The 16,043-nt window shown below is 63.3% G+C and carries 12 protein-coding genes; 11 read left to right on the forward strand and 1 reads right to left on the reverse strand.

Features of this window, described 5'->3' with window-relative positions; translation table 11 throughout:
* The 6 genes from AIOL_RS09140 (at nucleotide 1) to bglB (ending at nucleotide 7,655) form a co-directional block, all read left to right on the forward strand.
* Nucleotides 1-1,290 carry a SufB/SufD family protein gene (locus tag AIOL_RS09140; protein WP_049642698.1) on the forward strand — a complete coding sequence of 430 codons (1,290 nt, stop codon included), beginning with the start codon at nucleotides 1-3 and terminating at the stop codon, nucleotides 1,288-1,290.
* Nucleotides 1,291-1,779: a hypothetical protein gene (locus AIOL_RS09145; RefSeq protein WP_049642699.1), complete on the forward strand. Its 489-nt coding sequence runs from the start codon at nucleotides 1,291-1,293 to the stop codon at nucleotides 1,777-1,779.
* The gene (locus AIOL_RS09150; protein ID WP_049642700.1) at nucleotides 1,776-2,390 is read left to right on the forward strand and encodes a YIP1 family protein; all 615 of its coding nucleotides are present in this window, start codon (nucleotides 1,776-1,778) and stop codon (nucleotides 2,388-2,390) included. The genes AIOL_RS09145 and AIOL_RS09150 overlap by 4 nt, the downstream gene beginning before the upstream one ends.
* Nucleotides 2,390-3,601, forward strand: a complete 1,212-nt coding sequence (locus AIOL_RS09155; protein ID WP_049642701.1) for a cysteine desulfurase — start codon at nucleotides 2,390-2,392, stop codon at nucleotides 3,599-3,601. Before AIOL_RS09150 ends, AIOL_RS09155 begins: the two co-directional genes overlap by 1 nt.
* Nucleotides 3,602-4,234: 633 nt before the next feature.
* A complete protein-coding gene (locus AIOL_RS09160; RefSeq protein ID WP_152912437.1) occupies nucleotides 4,235-6,613 on the forward strand; it encodes a hypothetical protein in 2,379 nt (792 codons plus the stop codon).
* Nucleotides 6,603-7,655: a beta-galactosidase BglB gene (bglB, locus tag AIOL_RS09165; protein WP_200898745.1), complete on the forward strand. Its 1,053-nt coding sequence runs from the start codon at nucleotides 6,603-6,605 to the stop codon at nucleotides 7,653-7,655. Before AIOL_RS09160 ends, bglB begins: the two co-directional genes overlap by 11 nt.
* Before the next feature lie 24 nt (nucleotides 7,656-7,679).
* Here the strand turns inward: bglB and AIOL_RS09170 are convergent, their stop codons facing one another.
* Nucleotides 7,680-8,717: a LacI family DNA-binding transcriptional regulator gene (locus AIOL_RS09170; RefSeq protein WP_049642704.1), complete on the reverse strand. Its 1,038-nt coding sequence runs from the start codon at nucleotides 8,715-8,717 to the stop codon at nucleotides 7,680-7,682.
* A 247-nt stretch (nucleotides 8,718-8,964) separates the two neighbouring features.
* On the opposite strand from AIOL_RS09170, the gene AIOL_RS09175 reads away from it, so the two are divergent.
* The 5 genes from AIOL_RS09175 to AIOL_RS09195 all read left to right on the forward strand — a co-directional run bounded on the left by AIOL_RS09175 (nucleotide 8,965) and on the right by AIOL_RS09195 (nucleotide 16,042).
* Nucleotides 8,965-10,863, forward strand: a complete 1,899-nt coding sequence (locus AIOL_RS09175) for an ABC transporter substrate-binding protein (RefSeq protein ID WP_049642705.1) — start codon at nucleotides 8,965-8,967, stop codon at nucleotides 10,861-10,863.
* A 138-nt stretch (nucleotides 10,864-11,001) separates the two neighbouring features.
* Nucleotides 11,002-11,988 (forward strand): ABC transporter permease, encoded by a 987-nt coding sequence (locus tag AIOL_RS09180; protein ID WP_049642706.1) that lies wholly within the window; start codon nucleotides 11,002-11,004, stop codon nucleotides 11,986-11,988.
* Between the two features lie 10 nt (nucleotides 11,989-11,998).
* A complete protein-coding gene (locus AIOL_RS09185; RefSeq protein WP_049642707.1) occupies nucleotides 11,999-13,111 on the forward strand; it encodes an ABC transporter permease in 1,113 nt (370 codons plus the stop codon).
* 10 nt (nucleotides 13,112-13,121) lie between these two features.
* On the forward strand, nucleotides 13,122-14,855 hold the full coding sequence (locus tag AIOL_RS09190; protein ID WP_160314438.1) for an ABC transporter ATP-binding protein: 1,734 nt from the start codon (nucleotides 13,122-13,124) through the stop codon (nucleotides 14,853-14,855).
* 50 nt (nucleotides 14,856-14,905) lie between these two features.
* Nucleotides 14,906-16,042: an HAD family hydrolase gene (locus tag AIOL_RS09195; protein ID WP_152912438.1), complete on the forward strand. Its 1,137-nt coding sequence runs from the start codon at nucleotides 14,906-14,908 to the stop codon at nucleotides 16,040-16,042.
* The last annotated feature ends 1 nt before the right edge of the window (nucleotide 16,043 follow it).

Genomic DNA, 16,043 nt, shown 5'->3' on the forward strand with positions numbered 1-16,043 from the left:
ATGGCGCTGCCGCAAGTAAAGATCGACGCGACCGAGGCGCGCCTGGCGGGGATGACCCTGCCAGAGGGCGGCGCCTGGGCCACCAAGGCGCGCGAGTCCGCGCTGGCCCGCGTGCGGGCCATGGGCCTTCCGACCCGGCGCGATGAGTATTGGCGCTGGACCCGGCCCGAGACTCTGGCCGACGCCCAAGTCACCCCCGCCGCGCTGTTTCACAACGATGAGGGCGCGCTCTTTGAGGATCGCGACCGGCTCAAGATCGTCTTTGTTGATGGCGTGTTCGACGCCGAGCAGTCCGATGATCTGACCGGTGAGAACCTCGAGATATCCCGCCTCGCAGAGGCGGCCACCCTCGATGTGCATTGGGCCAAGGATCTCTATGGCGTGCTTGAGGCGCGCGGCAATGACCCGGTGGAGCGCCCGCTGGCCGCTCTTAACACCGCCTTTGCCAGCGACGGCGTGCTGGTGCGCGTCACGGGGCAGGTCTCGCGGCCTGTGAGCTTCATTTACCTCCATAAATCAGAGACCTCCGACGTGATGTTGCATCACGCGATCAAGCTCGAGGAGGGCGCAGAGCTGACCGTGCTCGAGACCGGGCCCGCCGCGGCGCGGTTCAACAAGGTCATGGAGGTCGAGGTGGCCGACAGGGCATCCTTTCACCATATCCGCGCCCAGGGGCGCGACCATGAGCGCCGCGCGGTGACGGCCACCTATGCAAGGCTCGGCGAAGAGAGCACGTTCAAGAGCTTCACCATGACGGTGAACGGCGTGCTGACCCGCAACGAGTGCATCCTTGAGCTGACCGGCGACAACGCCTCGGCCCATGTGGCGGGCGCGGCTCTGGGGGACGGCGCAGGGTTCAACCACGACGACACGGTGTTCGTGACCCATGACGCGGTGAATTGCGAGAGCCGCCAGGTGTTCAAGAAGGTGCTCAAGAACGGTGCCACGGGCATCTTCCAGGGCAAGATCCTGGTGCAGCCGGGCGCGCAGAAGACGGATGGCTACCAGATCTCGCAATCGCTTCTGTTGGACGAGGACAGCAATTTCCTCGCCAAGCCAGAGCTCGAGATCTACGCCGATGACGTGGCCTGCAGCCATGGCTCCACCTCGGGTGCGATCGACGATGACGCGCTGTTCTACCTGCGCGCCCGCGGCGTGCCCAAGGCCGAGGCGCAGGACATGCTGGCGCTGTCCTTTTTGGCGGAGGCCATCGAGGAGGTCGAGGACGAGGGCATCGCCGAAGAGATCCTGGATCGCCTGCGGGGCTGGCTAAAGCGGCATCGCGGCTAAATGTCGGTCACGCATGACATAGTCGCGACCTATCGGGGGCCGCGCGCGGTGGTGCGGCGCCTGTTGGCGCGCGGCCGGCGCGAGGATATGGCGCTGTTGTTCCTGCTTTTTGCGATGATCTTGGTCTTCGTGGCGCAGGCGCCCTATCAATCGCGGGTGGCGCATCTGGACCCCGAGGTGCCCTCGAGCGCGCGGCTCTATTGGAGCGCGATGTTTTTGGTGTTCATCATGCCGTTTGCGTTCTACGTGCTGAGCATGATGGTCTGGTTCCTCTCAAAGCTCGCCGGGCGGCGGCTGACCGCGTATCAGGTGCGGCTGACGCTGTTCTGGGCGCTGCTGGCCATGGCGCCGGTGACGCTGCTGATCGGGCTGACGCTGGGCTTTGTCGGGCCGGGCCTGCAGGTGCAGGCGCTTTCGGTGATCTGGATAGCGCTGTTTTTTTGGTTCTGGGTCTCGGGGATGATCGAGGCGGAAGGGGCGGGGGCATGACGCTTCTGGGTCAAGTGAATGAGGGGCTGCGCGACCCGCGCGGCACGATGCGCTGGCTCGCCTCGCTGGATCTGAGCCGCGGCGGCCAATGGCAGGTGCTGCTGCTGTCAGCGCTGATCGCGGCGCTTGCGAACCATGTCGGGCTGCTGATGACGGTGGATTTCTCGATCACGCCGCGCGATCCGATCGAAGAGCTTGTGCTGCAGAACGCCACGATGATGGCCCGGCAGCCCTTTGTGCATGCCATTGTTTTTGCGTCCATGTTGGTGATCTCGGTCTTCATGCTCTACTGGGTCAGCCGCATGTGCGGCGGCACGGGCGGGTTCGGCGCGGGGATCCTGCTGATCGCCTATGTGAACTTCATCCATACGGTCCTGTTCCTGGGCCAGCTTGCGATCTTTGTGCTGTCGCCGCCGCTGGCGAGCCTCGCGGGCATCGCGGTGCTGGTGCTGACATTCTGGGTCTTCACCAGCGCGATCTCAGAGCTGCACGGCTTCCGCTCGCTGTTCCGTATCTTTGTGATGATCCTGATGACGGCGTTCGGCTGTCTCTTTGGCCTTATTTTCCTGCTCACAATCGTGGGCGTGATCCTGCCCGGAGGACCGGTGTGATGTTCGATGTGGATGCCGTCCGGAAGGACTTCCCGATCCTCAGCCGCGAGGTGAACGGCAAGCCGCTGGTTTATCTCGATAGCGGGGCCAGCGCGCAGAAGCCGCAATGCGTGATCGACGCGGTCAGCCAGGCCTATAGCCAGGAATACGCCAACGTGCATCGCGGGCTGCATTACCTGTCGAACCTGGCGACCGAGAAATACGAGGGCGTGCGCGGCACGATTGCCAAGTTCCTGAACGCGGGTTCCGAGGACGAGATCGTGATGAACTCGGGCACCACCGAGGGCATCAACACCGTGGCCTATGGCTGGGCGATGCCGCGCATGGGCGAGGGCGACGAGATCGTTCTGTCGGTGATGGAGCACCACGCCAATATCGTGCCCTGGCATTTCCTGCGCGAGCGGCAGGGGGTGAAACTGGTCTGGGTCGAATGCGATAGCACCGGGCATTTAGACCCGGAAAAGGTGCTGGCGGCGGTGACGCCCCGCACCAAGCTGATCGCGGTCACGCAGCTCTCTAACGTGCTGGGCAGCGTGGTGGATGTGAAGGCGATCTGCGAAGGCACGGATGTGCCGGTGCTGGTCGATGGCAGCCAAGGCGCGGTGCATATGCCGGTGGACGTGCAGGATTTGGGCTGCGATTTTTATGCCATAACGGGTCACAAGCTCTACGGGCCCTCTGGGTCCGGGGCCCTGTATGCCAAGGCCGAGCGCCTGGCCGAGATGCGCCCCTTCATGGGCGGCGGCGACATGATCCGCGAGGTGCATCGCGACCAGGTCACCTGGAACGACCCGCCGATGAAGTTCGAGGCCGGCACCCCCGGCATCGTGCAGATGATCGGGCTGGGCGTGGCTTTGGACTACCTTATGGGCTTGGGCATGGAGAACGTGGCCGCGCATGAGGCGGTGCTGGCGCGCTATACCAAGGAGCGGCTGGAGGGGCTGAACTGGCTGAACCTGCAGGGCACCACGCCGGACAAGGCGGCGATCTTTAGCTTCACGCTGAACGGTGCGGCGCATGCGCATGACATCTCGACGATCCTTGACAAAAAGGGCGTGGCGATCCGCGCGGGCCACCATTGCGCCCAGCCCTTGATGGAGCATTTCGGGGTCACCGCCACCGGGCGGGCCTCGTTCGGGATGTATAACACCACCGAGGAAGTGGATAAGCTGGTCGAGGCGCTGGAGCTGGCCAATAACCTGCTTGGTTAGACCGCCTGCGGGCGCTGCGAGGCGCTGCATCTACATTTCAACTGCGACACCGAGCTGTTGAGCCAGGGCCTCTGACGGGGGCCGTTGCCGATCTGTGCGGCGACGGGGCGGCGACTGGGCGGGGGGTTAAGAGGATCCTACCCATCCGCGCGGGGGATTTTGCCCGAAGGCGCGCGACTCATACGTTAACGCCTTATTTTGCTGGAGAATCGACGGTCGGCAAAGCGTCGGCAAAGTGTCGGCCTTGCGTACGGCACCTTGTCGGGCAAGTGGTGGGGTTAACACACCGCGCGGTGGCTTGACGTAATGGCGGCGAGGCGGCCAAACGGGCAGCGCGCGTCCTTGAGATCACCCTGGGCAAGACGACCACACCCGCCACATCAAGCGCTGAATGCGCGACCGCCCATAGCGTAAGAAGACAGTCTTTCGATCTGGAGCCAGACTCGGAGGGCCGTCATGCCGCTGAAGTATCGGCCAACGCGCAGTCATGAAATTTATTTTACCCGCGTCATTTGCGCTTTGCGGTCTGGCCAGGGGATAGTTGGGCATGGGGCGCCGCGGCGGGCCATATGGTGAGCAACCGGATGAGAATTCAGCGTCGCGATGCAAAGTGATTGGGGATTGGGTGAAACGGTGTCGCGGTGGAATCTCTCTGCCGGTGATGCCCGCGTGTATCCCGGCGTCGCGGCCCCGATGCCCAATGCCGTGACCTACAGGTTTGAGAACGGATGGGTGGACACAGGCGATCTGCCGTGCCGCGCGGCGTTGCGTCGAGAGGTCGAGGATCGCGTGATCAGCCTGCCTGAGCTGAGCTATCCCGAGGTATATCTGGGTGGGCCTTCGGGGGATGTGGACCTTTCGGGGTTTTGCCATGTGCCGGAATGGCGGGTGCGCCATGCGCGGGTGCGGCTGCTTTGTCCCAAAGCGCAGGTGATCCAGGCCCGTGTCAAAACCGCCGGGGCCGTGCACATCTGGTGCGGCAATGCCCTGGTGGCGCGGTTTGAGCCATTCACGCGCAATCAGCCGCAGGTCCACGCGTTTGAATTTCCCGCCGTCGCCGGGGCGCCGTATCTGACCGTGCGCTTTGAGGACCTGCACGAACGCGACACCGTCTTTGGGTTCCGTTTGGAGCTTGTAGCGGGTGAGGGGCTGCAGACCGAGATCGAGGTGGACGCCGACAAGGCCGAGGTTGCCACGGCCTTGGCCGTGCTTGACGGGCTGCGCACGGTGGAGGTTTTCAACATGCGGCATCAGGTCGGGATTACGTCGGACGCTCTACCTGACCGGGATATCGCGATACGCTTCCCTGATCTGCAGGCCCAAGAAGACGCGTTGAGCGCGGACAATCCTGTCTTTGAGCTTACCGCGCCCGCCGGTTGCTCGGTCCAGCGATGCGCGGTCGATCTGGGCGGCACGCAACTGGTCCGGCATCTCGGGATGACAGTGCTGCAAGACAGGGTCGCGCTGAGCGACGAGAGCTATGAGGCCCGAAAATCCGCCCTGCTTGCACGGCAAGACAGCGGCGAGGATATCGTGCAAGCGCTTTTGGCATTGGCGCAAGGGCGCTGGGACGCGGCGGCGCAACAGATCCTTGATCAGGCCCTGCGGGAGGTCGAGGCGCGCCACGATTGTGCGGATTTCCGCATGATGAGCCTGCTTTGGATCTGGAAGCACCACCGCCAGCAATTGCCAGACGCGCAGGCCGAGCGGCTGACCCAGGCGATCTTGGGGTTTCGCTATTGGATGGATGAGCCGGGAAACGATGTCATGTGGTTCTGGAGCGAGAACCACGTGCTGTGCTTCCACATCGCCCAATTTCTTGCGGGTGAAATGATGCCGGCGGAGCTCTTCACCGCTTCAAGCCGCCCTGGTGCGGTCCAGGCGCGGCTTGGCGCTGCGCGGCTGCATATGTGGTTTGATGCGATCGACGAGCACGGTTTGGCGGAATGGAATTCGACGGCCTATTACCCGATCAATTACCGCGGCCTGCTCGCGCTGTTTACACTCGCGCAGGACAGCGCGCTGAAGCAGCGCGCAAAGCTGCTGCTGGACCGGATGTCCCAGATGGTGGCGCTGCACATGGCCGGTGGGGTCGCAGCCGGCAGCCAGGGGCGTCTCTATGAGAAGGAACTGCTGGCCGGGCCAATGACGGAGCTGGGCGCCCTTGGCAGCCTGATGTTCGGCGGATGGCATGTGCCGGGCAAAGACGCCGCCGCGGTCATGCTGGCTCTGTCCCCCTATCGACCCCCAGACGCGGCGTCGGGCCTTGCGCGACCCGAGCCCGGGGCGCGTATCGAGGCCGAGTACCAGCAAGGCCTAGAGGGGCAGGCGCGCCTCAACCTCTTCAAGACTGCGTCCGTGCAATTGTCGTCGGTGGTGCATCACAATCCGGGGCAAACCGGGCATCAGCAGCACGTCATCGACCTGCAATTCGCCAGCGACCCCCTGGCGCGGATCTGGGTGAACCATCCCGGAACGCTGCGCCATTGGGCCGAAGCGCGCCCGTCCTTCTGGGCCGGGAACGGGCGCCTGCCGGACGTCACGCAGGGCGCGAACACCGCCCTGATGCTCTATGAGCTGCGCCCAGGCGACATCCCGTTCACCCATCTGTTTCTGCCGCAGGACCATTTCGATGAATGCCTCAGCGACGCGCATTGGGTCTTTGTGCGCGCCGGGCAGGGCTATGGCGCGATCTGGTCGGCGGGCGCTTTGGAGCCCGAGCAGGATGGGCTCTATGCGGGGTATGAACGGCGCCAGGCGGGGCCAATGTCTGCTTGGGTCATACATGCGGGCGATGCCGCGCTGCATGGCAGCTTTGCGGCCTTCATCGAGACCGCGCGGGCGCTTGCCCCGCAGCTTGCTGGCCCACGCCTGACCGCGGGGAGCGCCGTTCTGGATGCCTCTGATCGGGCATCGAGCCTGCCCGCTCTGCCCGTAACCCCGAATATCAAGATCACCCGAAACGAGCCACTAAACGGGCGCAAGAACAGGGATGCTTCCTATGAGCGTTGACGCGATACAATCACATATAGACGCGCTCTCAAGCGGATTTCGGCGCCTGAAAGGGATCGGCGATACCGGGCAGGCGGAGGCCGCCGAGATCTCGTTTGATGAATGGGACTGGGAGGTCGGTGTCGGGCTTTTCGGAGAGGCAAGGGCCGCTTTAGACCAAGGCGATCAGCGCAAGCTGGAGCGCTTGGCGCGCTGGTATGATTGGCAGATCTCGCGCGGATTGCCGCGCCCGCAGGTCAATTCCACGGCGCCGCTTCTGGCTCTGACGCTGTTGGCGGCGCGCACGCCGAAGCCCGAGTGGCGCGCGATCATCGAGACATGGGCCGACTGGCTGGTGACCGAGATGCCCAAAACCGAAGAGGGCGGGTTTCAGCACACGGTCAAAGAACGCGACAACGATCGCCAGCTTTGGGACGATACATTGTTCATGGCGGTGCTCTTTCTGGCCTCCGCGGGAAGGATCCTGGAGCGGGCCGACTGGATCGAGGAGGCGCATTATCAGTTTCTGACCCATGTGCGCCATCTGGGCGACGTTGAGAGCGGGCTGTTCTTCCATGGCTGGAACTTCATCGGGCGGCACCATTACGCGCGGGCCTTATGGGCGCGGGGGAACGCTTGGCTCACAATTGCAATCCCAGAGCTGTTCCGGATCGCCGCGCCGCAGGGGGCCGTCGCGCGCTACCTCAGCGAGGTGCTGACCACGCAGGTCGCCGCGCTGCGCGGTCTGCAGAACGATGAGGGCATGTTCCATACCCTGCTGACAGACCCCGAGAGCCCCGTCGAGGCCTCGGGCACCGCTGGCATCGCCTATGGAGTCCTGGCCGGTGTGCGCGAAGGAATTCTGGACGACAGCCATCTGGAAATCGTGGAGCGCGCAAAGATAGCGATCTTGACCCGAATAGGGCCGGACGGTTTCTTGCATGACGTCTCTGACGGCACCCCAATGGGGCCGGATCTGGAGTTCTATCGCCAGATTCCCAATCTCCCCACGCCCTATGGGCAGGCCCTGGGGATGTTGTTTCTGATGGAGGCGCAGCGCTAAACGCCAATGCGGCGCGTCCGGCGCTTACAGGGGCCCAGCCGTCGAGCCGCGCACAACGATCTTGCAGCCCAGCTCGACCCGGCGCGCAGAGCGCAGGTTCTTGGGCATGGTGCGGGCCTCTTCCAGAAGGTTCAGCGCGGCATGACCAATCTCTTCCATCGGGACATGCACGGTGGATAGGGGCGGAACCTGGCGGCTGCCGATCTCGACATTGTCGAACCCCAAGACCGACACGTCTTCGGGCACGTTCAAACCGGCCTTGGCCAGGGCGGTCATGACGCCGATGGCCACGTTGTCGGCGGAACAAAAGAAGGCGGTGAAGGGCAGGGGGCGCGGCTGCGCTTGAAGCCAGTCCGCCATATTCGCCGCCACCACATCAGAGCGGAAGGTTTCCACCTCGATGATGGCTCCGCGCGGGATACGGTGCGGGCTGGCCCGATAGGCATCCAGAAAGCCCTGCTTACGCAGCTGCCCGATCTGGCGCTGACCGTAGGTCACATGGGCCACGCGCGTGTGCCCGAGGCGAAACAGGTAGTCCACCGCCAGGCGTGCCGCGAAGCGATTGCCCGGTGAAACGGTATCCACGCGCATTGACGGATCCTGCCCCGACAAAATCACGATGGACGGGTCCAGATCATGCACCGCGTCAATCAGCTCGGTCGTGTCGAACTGCATGATCGCCACGCCCTGCGGCTTGTGTTGCGCGATGGCTTTGACCAGGTGCTCAGGGGTGATCTTATCGCCCTTCTCGATCTCGGGGATCAATCGAATGGAGCGCGCGCGGCATTCCTGGCGAAAGGCGTTCAGTATCTTCCACGACACGTAGTTGCGATCTGACTTCGGAAAGTTGGCCTCGCTGGCCGCCAGAAGCACCGTCGGCAAGAGCGCGACGGACGCCTTGCGCCGACGATTCGCGAGATATCCCGTCTCGCGTGCCACCGCGAGGATTCGCTCTGACACGTCATGACTGATGGGGGCCGTACCGTTCAAAACGTGGCTGACCGTGCTTGGCGCAACGCCCGCCAGCTGCGCAATATCTGCAATTCGAGGTGCCTGGGACATTTCTTGAATCTTTTACTTTTGGAGGCGGGCCAAAATTCGGCGCCGTTTCTCGTTAACTTTCAGCTTAGTGCGATCCGCCAGCGACCCGAGAGACGGATCTGGGACCAGAGTATGAAAATAATTTTATACACGTTTGTTGTGGGAGTCGCGATCACCGTCAATCCTTATGCGTGTGAGGGGACGTTTTGGAGAAGGCCGCAAAGTCTGCGGAAACCCCGATCACTCTTTTGGATGATGGAGGAATTCAATGCGACTTTCATGGCTGAAGCCCACGACGGCCCTGGCGTTGGTTCTTGCGGCGCAGGCATCTGTCGCGCAGCAAGAGGCCCCGATGTTGGCCGAGCAAGTTGCGGCAGGGGCCTTGCCCCCGGTCGAAGAACGCCTGCCCGAGAACCCGCGCGTCATCGGCGTTTCCGAGGCGATTGGCGAGTATGGCGGAACCTGGCGGCGGGCCTTCAAGGGGCCGTCGGATCGCTGGGGGCCGACCAAGCTGATGGAAGAGCGCGTGCTGCGCGCCGTGATGGACGCGGACCAGAACATCTCTTACGTGCCCGGCTGGGTCGAAAGCTATGAGGCGAACGAAGATTCAACCGTCTTCACCTTCAAGCTGCGCGCGGGCCATCGCTGGTCGGACGGCGCACCGGTGACCACGCGCGACGTGCAGTTCTGGTACGAGGACGTGTTCCAAAACCGCGAAATCATGCCCTCGGTCCCCGCGCTCTACACCGCAGCCGGCGAGCCGATGATCATCGACATTGTCGACGAGCTGACCTTTACGGTGACATTCGCAGGGTCTTACCCGCTGTTCCTGACGATCCTTGCCAAGGAATCCACCGGCAAGCCGGGGCTGGACCGCCCGGGCTTTATCGAGCCCTTCCATTACCTCAAGAACTTCCACCCAACCTATGCTGATCCGGAGGCGCTTGCGGCGGTGATGGAAGAGAACGGCGCGCAAAAATGGACCGACCTGTGGGACTCCAAAGGCCAGATTCAAGCCTGGTGGTTCAATCCCGACATGCCGGTTCTGACCGCCTGGCGCGTGGCCACCCCGCCGCCCGCCGACACCGTCGTGATGGAGCGCAACCCCTATTACTACGCGGTCGACGCCGAGGGGAACCAGCTGCCCTATATTGACCGGATCGAGCACCGGCTGTTCCAGGACACCGAGGCGATGAACCTAATGGTCGTGCAGGGCGAGATTGACCTGCAGTCCCGTCACCTCAACGCGGCCGATTTCACCCTGTTCAAAGAGAACGAGGGCGCGGGCGATTATGAGGTCGTGACCTGGACCAAGGCCTCGACCTGGACGATCTATCCCAACCTCAACACGCCCGACGAAACGCTGCGTGGCCTGTTCGACGACAAGCGCGTCCGCGAGGCGCTGAACGTGGCGATCGACCGGGACACGATCAACGAGCTGGTTTTCTCAGGCCTTGGCGAGGCGCGCCAGGCCGGGCCGGTCTCGGGCTCTCCGTTCTTTGACGCCGAGCTTGAGGTCGCCGGCACGGCCTATGACCCGGACAAAGCGAATGCGCTGTTGGACGAGGCAGGCCTGACAGAGCGTGACGTCAACGGCTATCGCCTGCGCCCCGATGGCAAGCGCATGACCGTGGTCGTCCAGACCAGGCACAACGCCTTGCTGTCCATGCTGGAGCTTGTGCAGGCCGATTGGGCCGAGATCGGCGTCGAGGCGCTGGTGCGCAACCTTGATCGCACCCTGGTGACACAGAACGTTGAGACCGGCGACTTTGAGATGGTGCTGGATAGCTTTGACCGCTCCTCGATCATCACGGCGGACCCAGTGCGGTTCCTGGGGCGCTATGGCTATGGCCACAACTACTTCAAATGGTGGAGCAGCGGCGGCACAAACGGCGTTGAGCCGCCGGCGGATCACCCGATCCGCGACGTCTGGACCGCGTGGGAAAGCGCGCAGTCGGCCAGCTCACTGGAAGAGGCCAACGGCCACGCGCAAGACATGGTCTCGATCTTCAAGGAGAACCTGTGGACCATCGGCCTGATCGGCGAGACCCCGGCGATCTACGTCAAGGCCAATGACCTCTCGAACTTCCCCGAGGGTCTGATCGACGACGACGCGTTGCGCGGCATCGGTCTGGCGCAGTCGGCCCAGTTCTACATTGACAAGTAGAGCCCCAAGATAAGCCTAACAGACCTTCTCTCCCCCCCCTCATGTTGGGCTTAGAGTATGGCGATATTTTCGCCATACTCACTAAATCCGCTTCCAGGGCATCGAGAAATGCGGCTTTCGACCTGAAAGGACAGAGTCATGCTGTGGTTCATCGTCAAGCGCATCCTGTGGTCGGTACCCACGATGGTGCTGATCTCGATTGCCACCTTCATAATCATCCAGCTGCCGCCGGGCGATTATGTGACGGCCTATATCGCCGAGTTGGAAGAAACCGGGGAGTCAATCACCGCGGTTGAGGCGGCTGAGCTGCGCAAGTCCTTTGGGCTCGACCGGCCTCTTGTGGTGCAATACTGGGACTGGATCAGTCGGATCGTTTTGCGCGGCGACTTTGGCCTGTCGCTGGATTGGAAGCTGCCGGTGTCGGACCTGTTATGGGACCGCATCGCGCTGACGCTGATGATCTCGACGCTGTCGCTGTTGCTGACCTGGGCCATCGCCATCCCGATAGGCGTCTACGCGGCCACGCGGCAGTATTCGGTCTTTGACTACGTCTTCACGGTCCTGGGCTTTCTCGGGCGCGGCATCCCCGATTTCCTTTTGGCCTTGGTGCTGATGTGGCTGGGGTTTGCCTATTTCAATTTCCATGTCGGCGGGCTGTATTCGCCCGGAATGGCCGAGGCGCCTTGGAGCCTCGCCAAGTTCCTGGACCTGCTGGGGCATCTATGGGTGCCCGTGGTGGTGCTTGCCACCGGGGGCGCTGCGGGGCTGTTGCGGGTGATGCGGGCCAATATGCTCGAAGAGCTTGGCAAGCCCTATGTGGAGACCGCCTATGCCCAAGGCATGGGCGAGCGCGAGGTCGTTTGGCGCTATCCGGTGCGCGTGGCGCTGAACCCGTTCTTTTCGACCGTGGGCTGGGCGCTGCCGGCGCTTATCTCGGGCGATGTGATCACCGCCGTCGTGCTGAACCTGCCCACCACCGGCCCGCTGCTTTTGCGCGCGCTGCTTAATCAGGACATGTATATGGCCGGGGGCTTTATCCTGATCCTGTCGATTTTCACCATCATTGGAACGCTGCTGTCGGACATTCTTTTGACCCTGACAGACCCGCGTATCCGCTACGCCTAAGGATCGCGCTATGACCGATGTGACTCAGGCCGAGAGCCGCAGCATCGACACCGCCAAGCCGCTGACCTTGATGTGGTGGCGGTTCAAGAAACACAAGCTCGCGCTGTTTTCGCTGTATCTGATCGGCTTCTTGTACTTCGTGGCGGCCTTTGCGGAGTTCCTGGCCCCTTATGACCCGTTCAAGACCTCCAAATTGCACGCCTATGTGCCGCCGATGCAGGTGCGCCTGTTCCATGACGGAGACTTCATCGGGCCATTTGTCTATGGGCTGGACCGCAAGCGCGATGCGGAGACCGCTCGGCTGTCATTTTCCGAGAACACCGACAAGGTCTTTCCCATCAAGCTGTTCCATCGCGGCGACAGCTACCATTTCTGGGGCCTGTGGGAGACGGACCTGCATCTGTTCGGCATCGAAGGCGGCCGTAGAGACCGCATCTATCTGCTGGGCTCGGACAGTTTGGGGCGCGATCTGCTGTCGCGGTTGACCTATGGGGGCCGTGTCACCTTATCGGTGGGGCTGATCGGCGTGTTCTTTAGCTTTGTGATCGGGATCACGCTGGGGTCCGTCGCGGGGCTGATCGGCGGGCGCGTGGACGCGGCCATCCAGCGTTTGGCAGAGTTCGTGCGGTCGATCCCGACCATCCCGCTTTGGCTGGGCCTGGCGGCGGCATTGCCCATCCATTGGGATCCGATCTTTGTCTACCTGCTCATCACCTTGATCCTCGCGCTGATTGGCTGGACCAATCTGGCCCGGGTGGTGCGGGGCCATTTCATGACCATCCGGAACCAGGATTTCGTGCTGGCCGCGCAGCTCTCGGGGGCAAAGCCGCGCCGGGTGGTGACGCGCCACATGCTGCCCTCGATGACCTCTTACGTGATCGCGGCGGTGACGCTGGCGATCCCCGAGATGATCCTGGGCGAGACGTCCCTGTCCTTCCTGGGGCTGGGGCTGCGGCCCCCGGTCATCAGCTGGGGGGTGCTGCTGCAAGACGCGCAGAACCTGCGGTCGATCGCGCTGGCGCCGTGGCTGCTGGCCCCCGGGGGGGCGATCGTGGTGACCATCCTGGCCTTCAACTTCCTTGGCGACGGTCTGCGCGATGCGGCCGACCCCTATCAGTCGTGAGGGGGGGGCGATGATGCTGAACTCTGAGAACCTGCTGGAGATCGAGGACCTGAACGTGTCCTTCGCGCTGCGCGACCGCACGCTGAACGCGGTCAATGGCATCAACCTTTCGATCAAGCCGGGCGAGGTTCTGGGCGTGGTCGGTGAGAGCGGGTCGGGCAAGTCCTTGACGGCGCGGGCCGTGCTCAACCTGATGCCACGCACCGCGATTGTGTCCGGCTCGGTGCGCTTTAGGGCGCGCCAGGGCGCGGTGTCGGTCCTTGACCATGGCCGCGAAAGCCGCGAGATGCGCGCGCTGCGGGGCGGTCAGATCGGCATGATCTTCCAAGAGCCGATGACGGCGCTGTCACCCGTGCACTCGGTTGGGCAGCAGGTGATGAAGACGCTGACGCTTCATACCGACCTGCGCAAGAAGGCGCTCGAGGACCGCGCGACCGAGCTGCTCGACCTGGTGCAGTTGCCCGACCCGCGCGGGATGCTCAAGAGGTACCCGCACCAATTGTCCGGCGGCATGCGGCAGCGGGCGATGATCGCCATGGCCCTTTCGTGCAACCCGTCGCTGCTGCTGGCGGACGAGCCCACCACCGCGCTGGATGTCACCACCGAGGCGCAGATCCTAGAGCTGATCCGCGGCCTGCAGGACCAGTTCAACATGGGGGTGATGTTCATCACGCATAATTTCGGCGTCGTGGCGGAGCTTGCGGACCGTGTCACCGTGATGAACCACGGTATCGTCGAGGAAACCGGCAGCATTGACGACATCTTCTACGCGCCCAGGGTCGCGTATACGCAAAAGCTGCTGCGGCTGATCCCGCGTTTGCCGGATTATGCCATGGCCGACAGCCAAAGCGCGGCGCCGGCGCGGGTCGCCACGGCCGAGGCGCCCCCGAAAGAGACGGTTGTCCGGGTCGAGAACCTCAAAATGCACTTTCCCACCAAGAAGGATTGGGCCGGCCGCGTCACCGAGGAACTCAAGGCCGTGGACGACGTCAGCTTTGTCATCCGACGCGGCGAGACCTTTGGCCTTGTCGGCGAAAGCGGGTCCGGCAAATCGACCGTGGCGCGGTCCATCCTGCGGGCCTACCAGCCGACCGGGGGCTCTGTGCAGTTCAAGGCGCCGGATGGGGACTATCACGAGCTGACCGCTCTCCAGGGCGACAAGCTGCGCGCGATGCGGGCACATATGCAGATGGTGTTCCAGGACCCGTACTCGTCGCTCAATCCGCGCATGACGGTGGAGCAATTGATCACCGAGCCGCTGGTCAATCAAGGCGAGACACGCAGCGGCCCGATGCAAGAGCGCGCTGCGGACCTGCTGGAGCGGGTGGGGCTGAAACCGGATATGCTCAGCCGCTACCCGCATGCCTTCTCCGGTGGGCAGCGCCAAAGGATCGGGATCGCCCGGGCCCTTGTCACCAACCCGTCCTTTGTGGTGCTCGATGAGAGCGTCTCGGCGTTGGATGTGTCGATCGCCGCGCAGACGATCAGCCTGCTCAAGGATCTGCAGGACAGGCTGGGGCTGACATATCTGTTCATCACCCATGACCTGTCGATGATCAGCAATTTCGCCGACCATATTGGCGTTATGCAAACCGGCAAGCTGGTGGAAACAGGCCCGACCGAGGCCTTCTTTGCCAATCCCCAAGACCCCTATTCGAAGCGCCTGCTGAACGCGGTGCCGATCCCCGATCCTCGCCGCGCGCGGGCGCTGCGGCAGGCCCGCAAAGAGGCCTTGGCGTCTTGACCCCTGATGCGTTGATCGAGACCGCAAAGGGTTTTGCCCCCATCTTGCTGATGGACCGGGCAGAACCCTTTCGCCCGCAGCGCATCGGGCTCAGCGCATTCGCCGCCGAGACGCCTTCGCCTTCCTCGAAGTTTACGGTCACGCCACGCGGCGAGGCTTGCTATGAATTCGCGATCTTCTGGGACTATGATATCGGGCATCTTTACGACCTAGAGCACATCTGGGTGCATGAATCCAAAGGCGAGGTTGTGGCGGTAGAGGCCTCGTTCCACGGGCAGCGCCACGATGTTGAGATGTGCCTGCGCGCTGGGCGCCCCTTGGTGTGGGTCGAGGCCGGCAAGCACGCGCATTTGCAAAGCCGCGCGCAACGCGACGCCATGGCGGAGGCCACGCGCCTGATGTGCGGGTCCCAGGCCGGGATCGGGGGCATTCACACCGCAAACCCATTCTCGGCGGGTTTTGGCGATCTGTCCGATCACGATCACCGTCTGGCGCGGCTGTTCCTGTCGCGCCTGCAATTCACGACAACGGGCGGACGCGCGCTGGAGCATGATCTGAACGACACGCCCATGGTGCCATGGCCCGAGATGCCGGACTTCATCGCCGCGCGCCTGCGCCACGTCATCGCCAAGCTGCACCGCGACGTGGCCCATATGCCGGCGATCTTCTTTGATTGCGGTGATACGCTTGTCGACGAGGGCACCGAGGTCAAGCGCACCGATGGCAGCGATGTGGTCCTGCGGGCCGATCTGCTGCCCGATGCCGAGGCGGTCTTGCGGCAGCTCTCAGGCCTTGGCTATCGGCTGTGCCTGGTGGCGGATGGCCCGCGGGAGACCTTTGAGAATGTTCTGAAACCCGCCGGGCTTTGGGAGCTGTTCGAGGCCCATGTGATCTCTGGCGATGTTGGCGTTCGCAAGCCGGACCCAAAGATGTTCGAGACCGCCCGCGAAAGGATGGGGCTGTCGCCTGACCAGGCGCGCTTTGTGCCGATGATCGGCAATAACCTTGACCGCGACATCCTTGGCGCCAACCGGGCGGGCCACCCAAGTGTGTTCTTCAACTGGTCGCCCCGGAGGCGGCGCGTTCCAGAGGGGCCGCCGGACACACCGACGTTCCAAGTCTCCTCGCTCAGCGCGCTTATCCCTGCGCTAACCGCCTTTGAATTCTCACTGACCATGGACGTTTGAC

Source organism: Candidatus Rhodobacter oscarellae, from assembly GCF_001078595.1.
GTDB lineage: Bacteria > Pseudomonadota > Alphaproteobacteria > Rhodobacterales > Rhodobacteraceae > Rhodobacter_B > Rhodobacter_B oscarellae.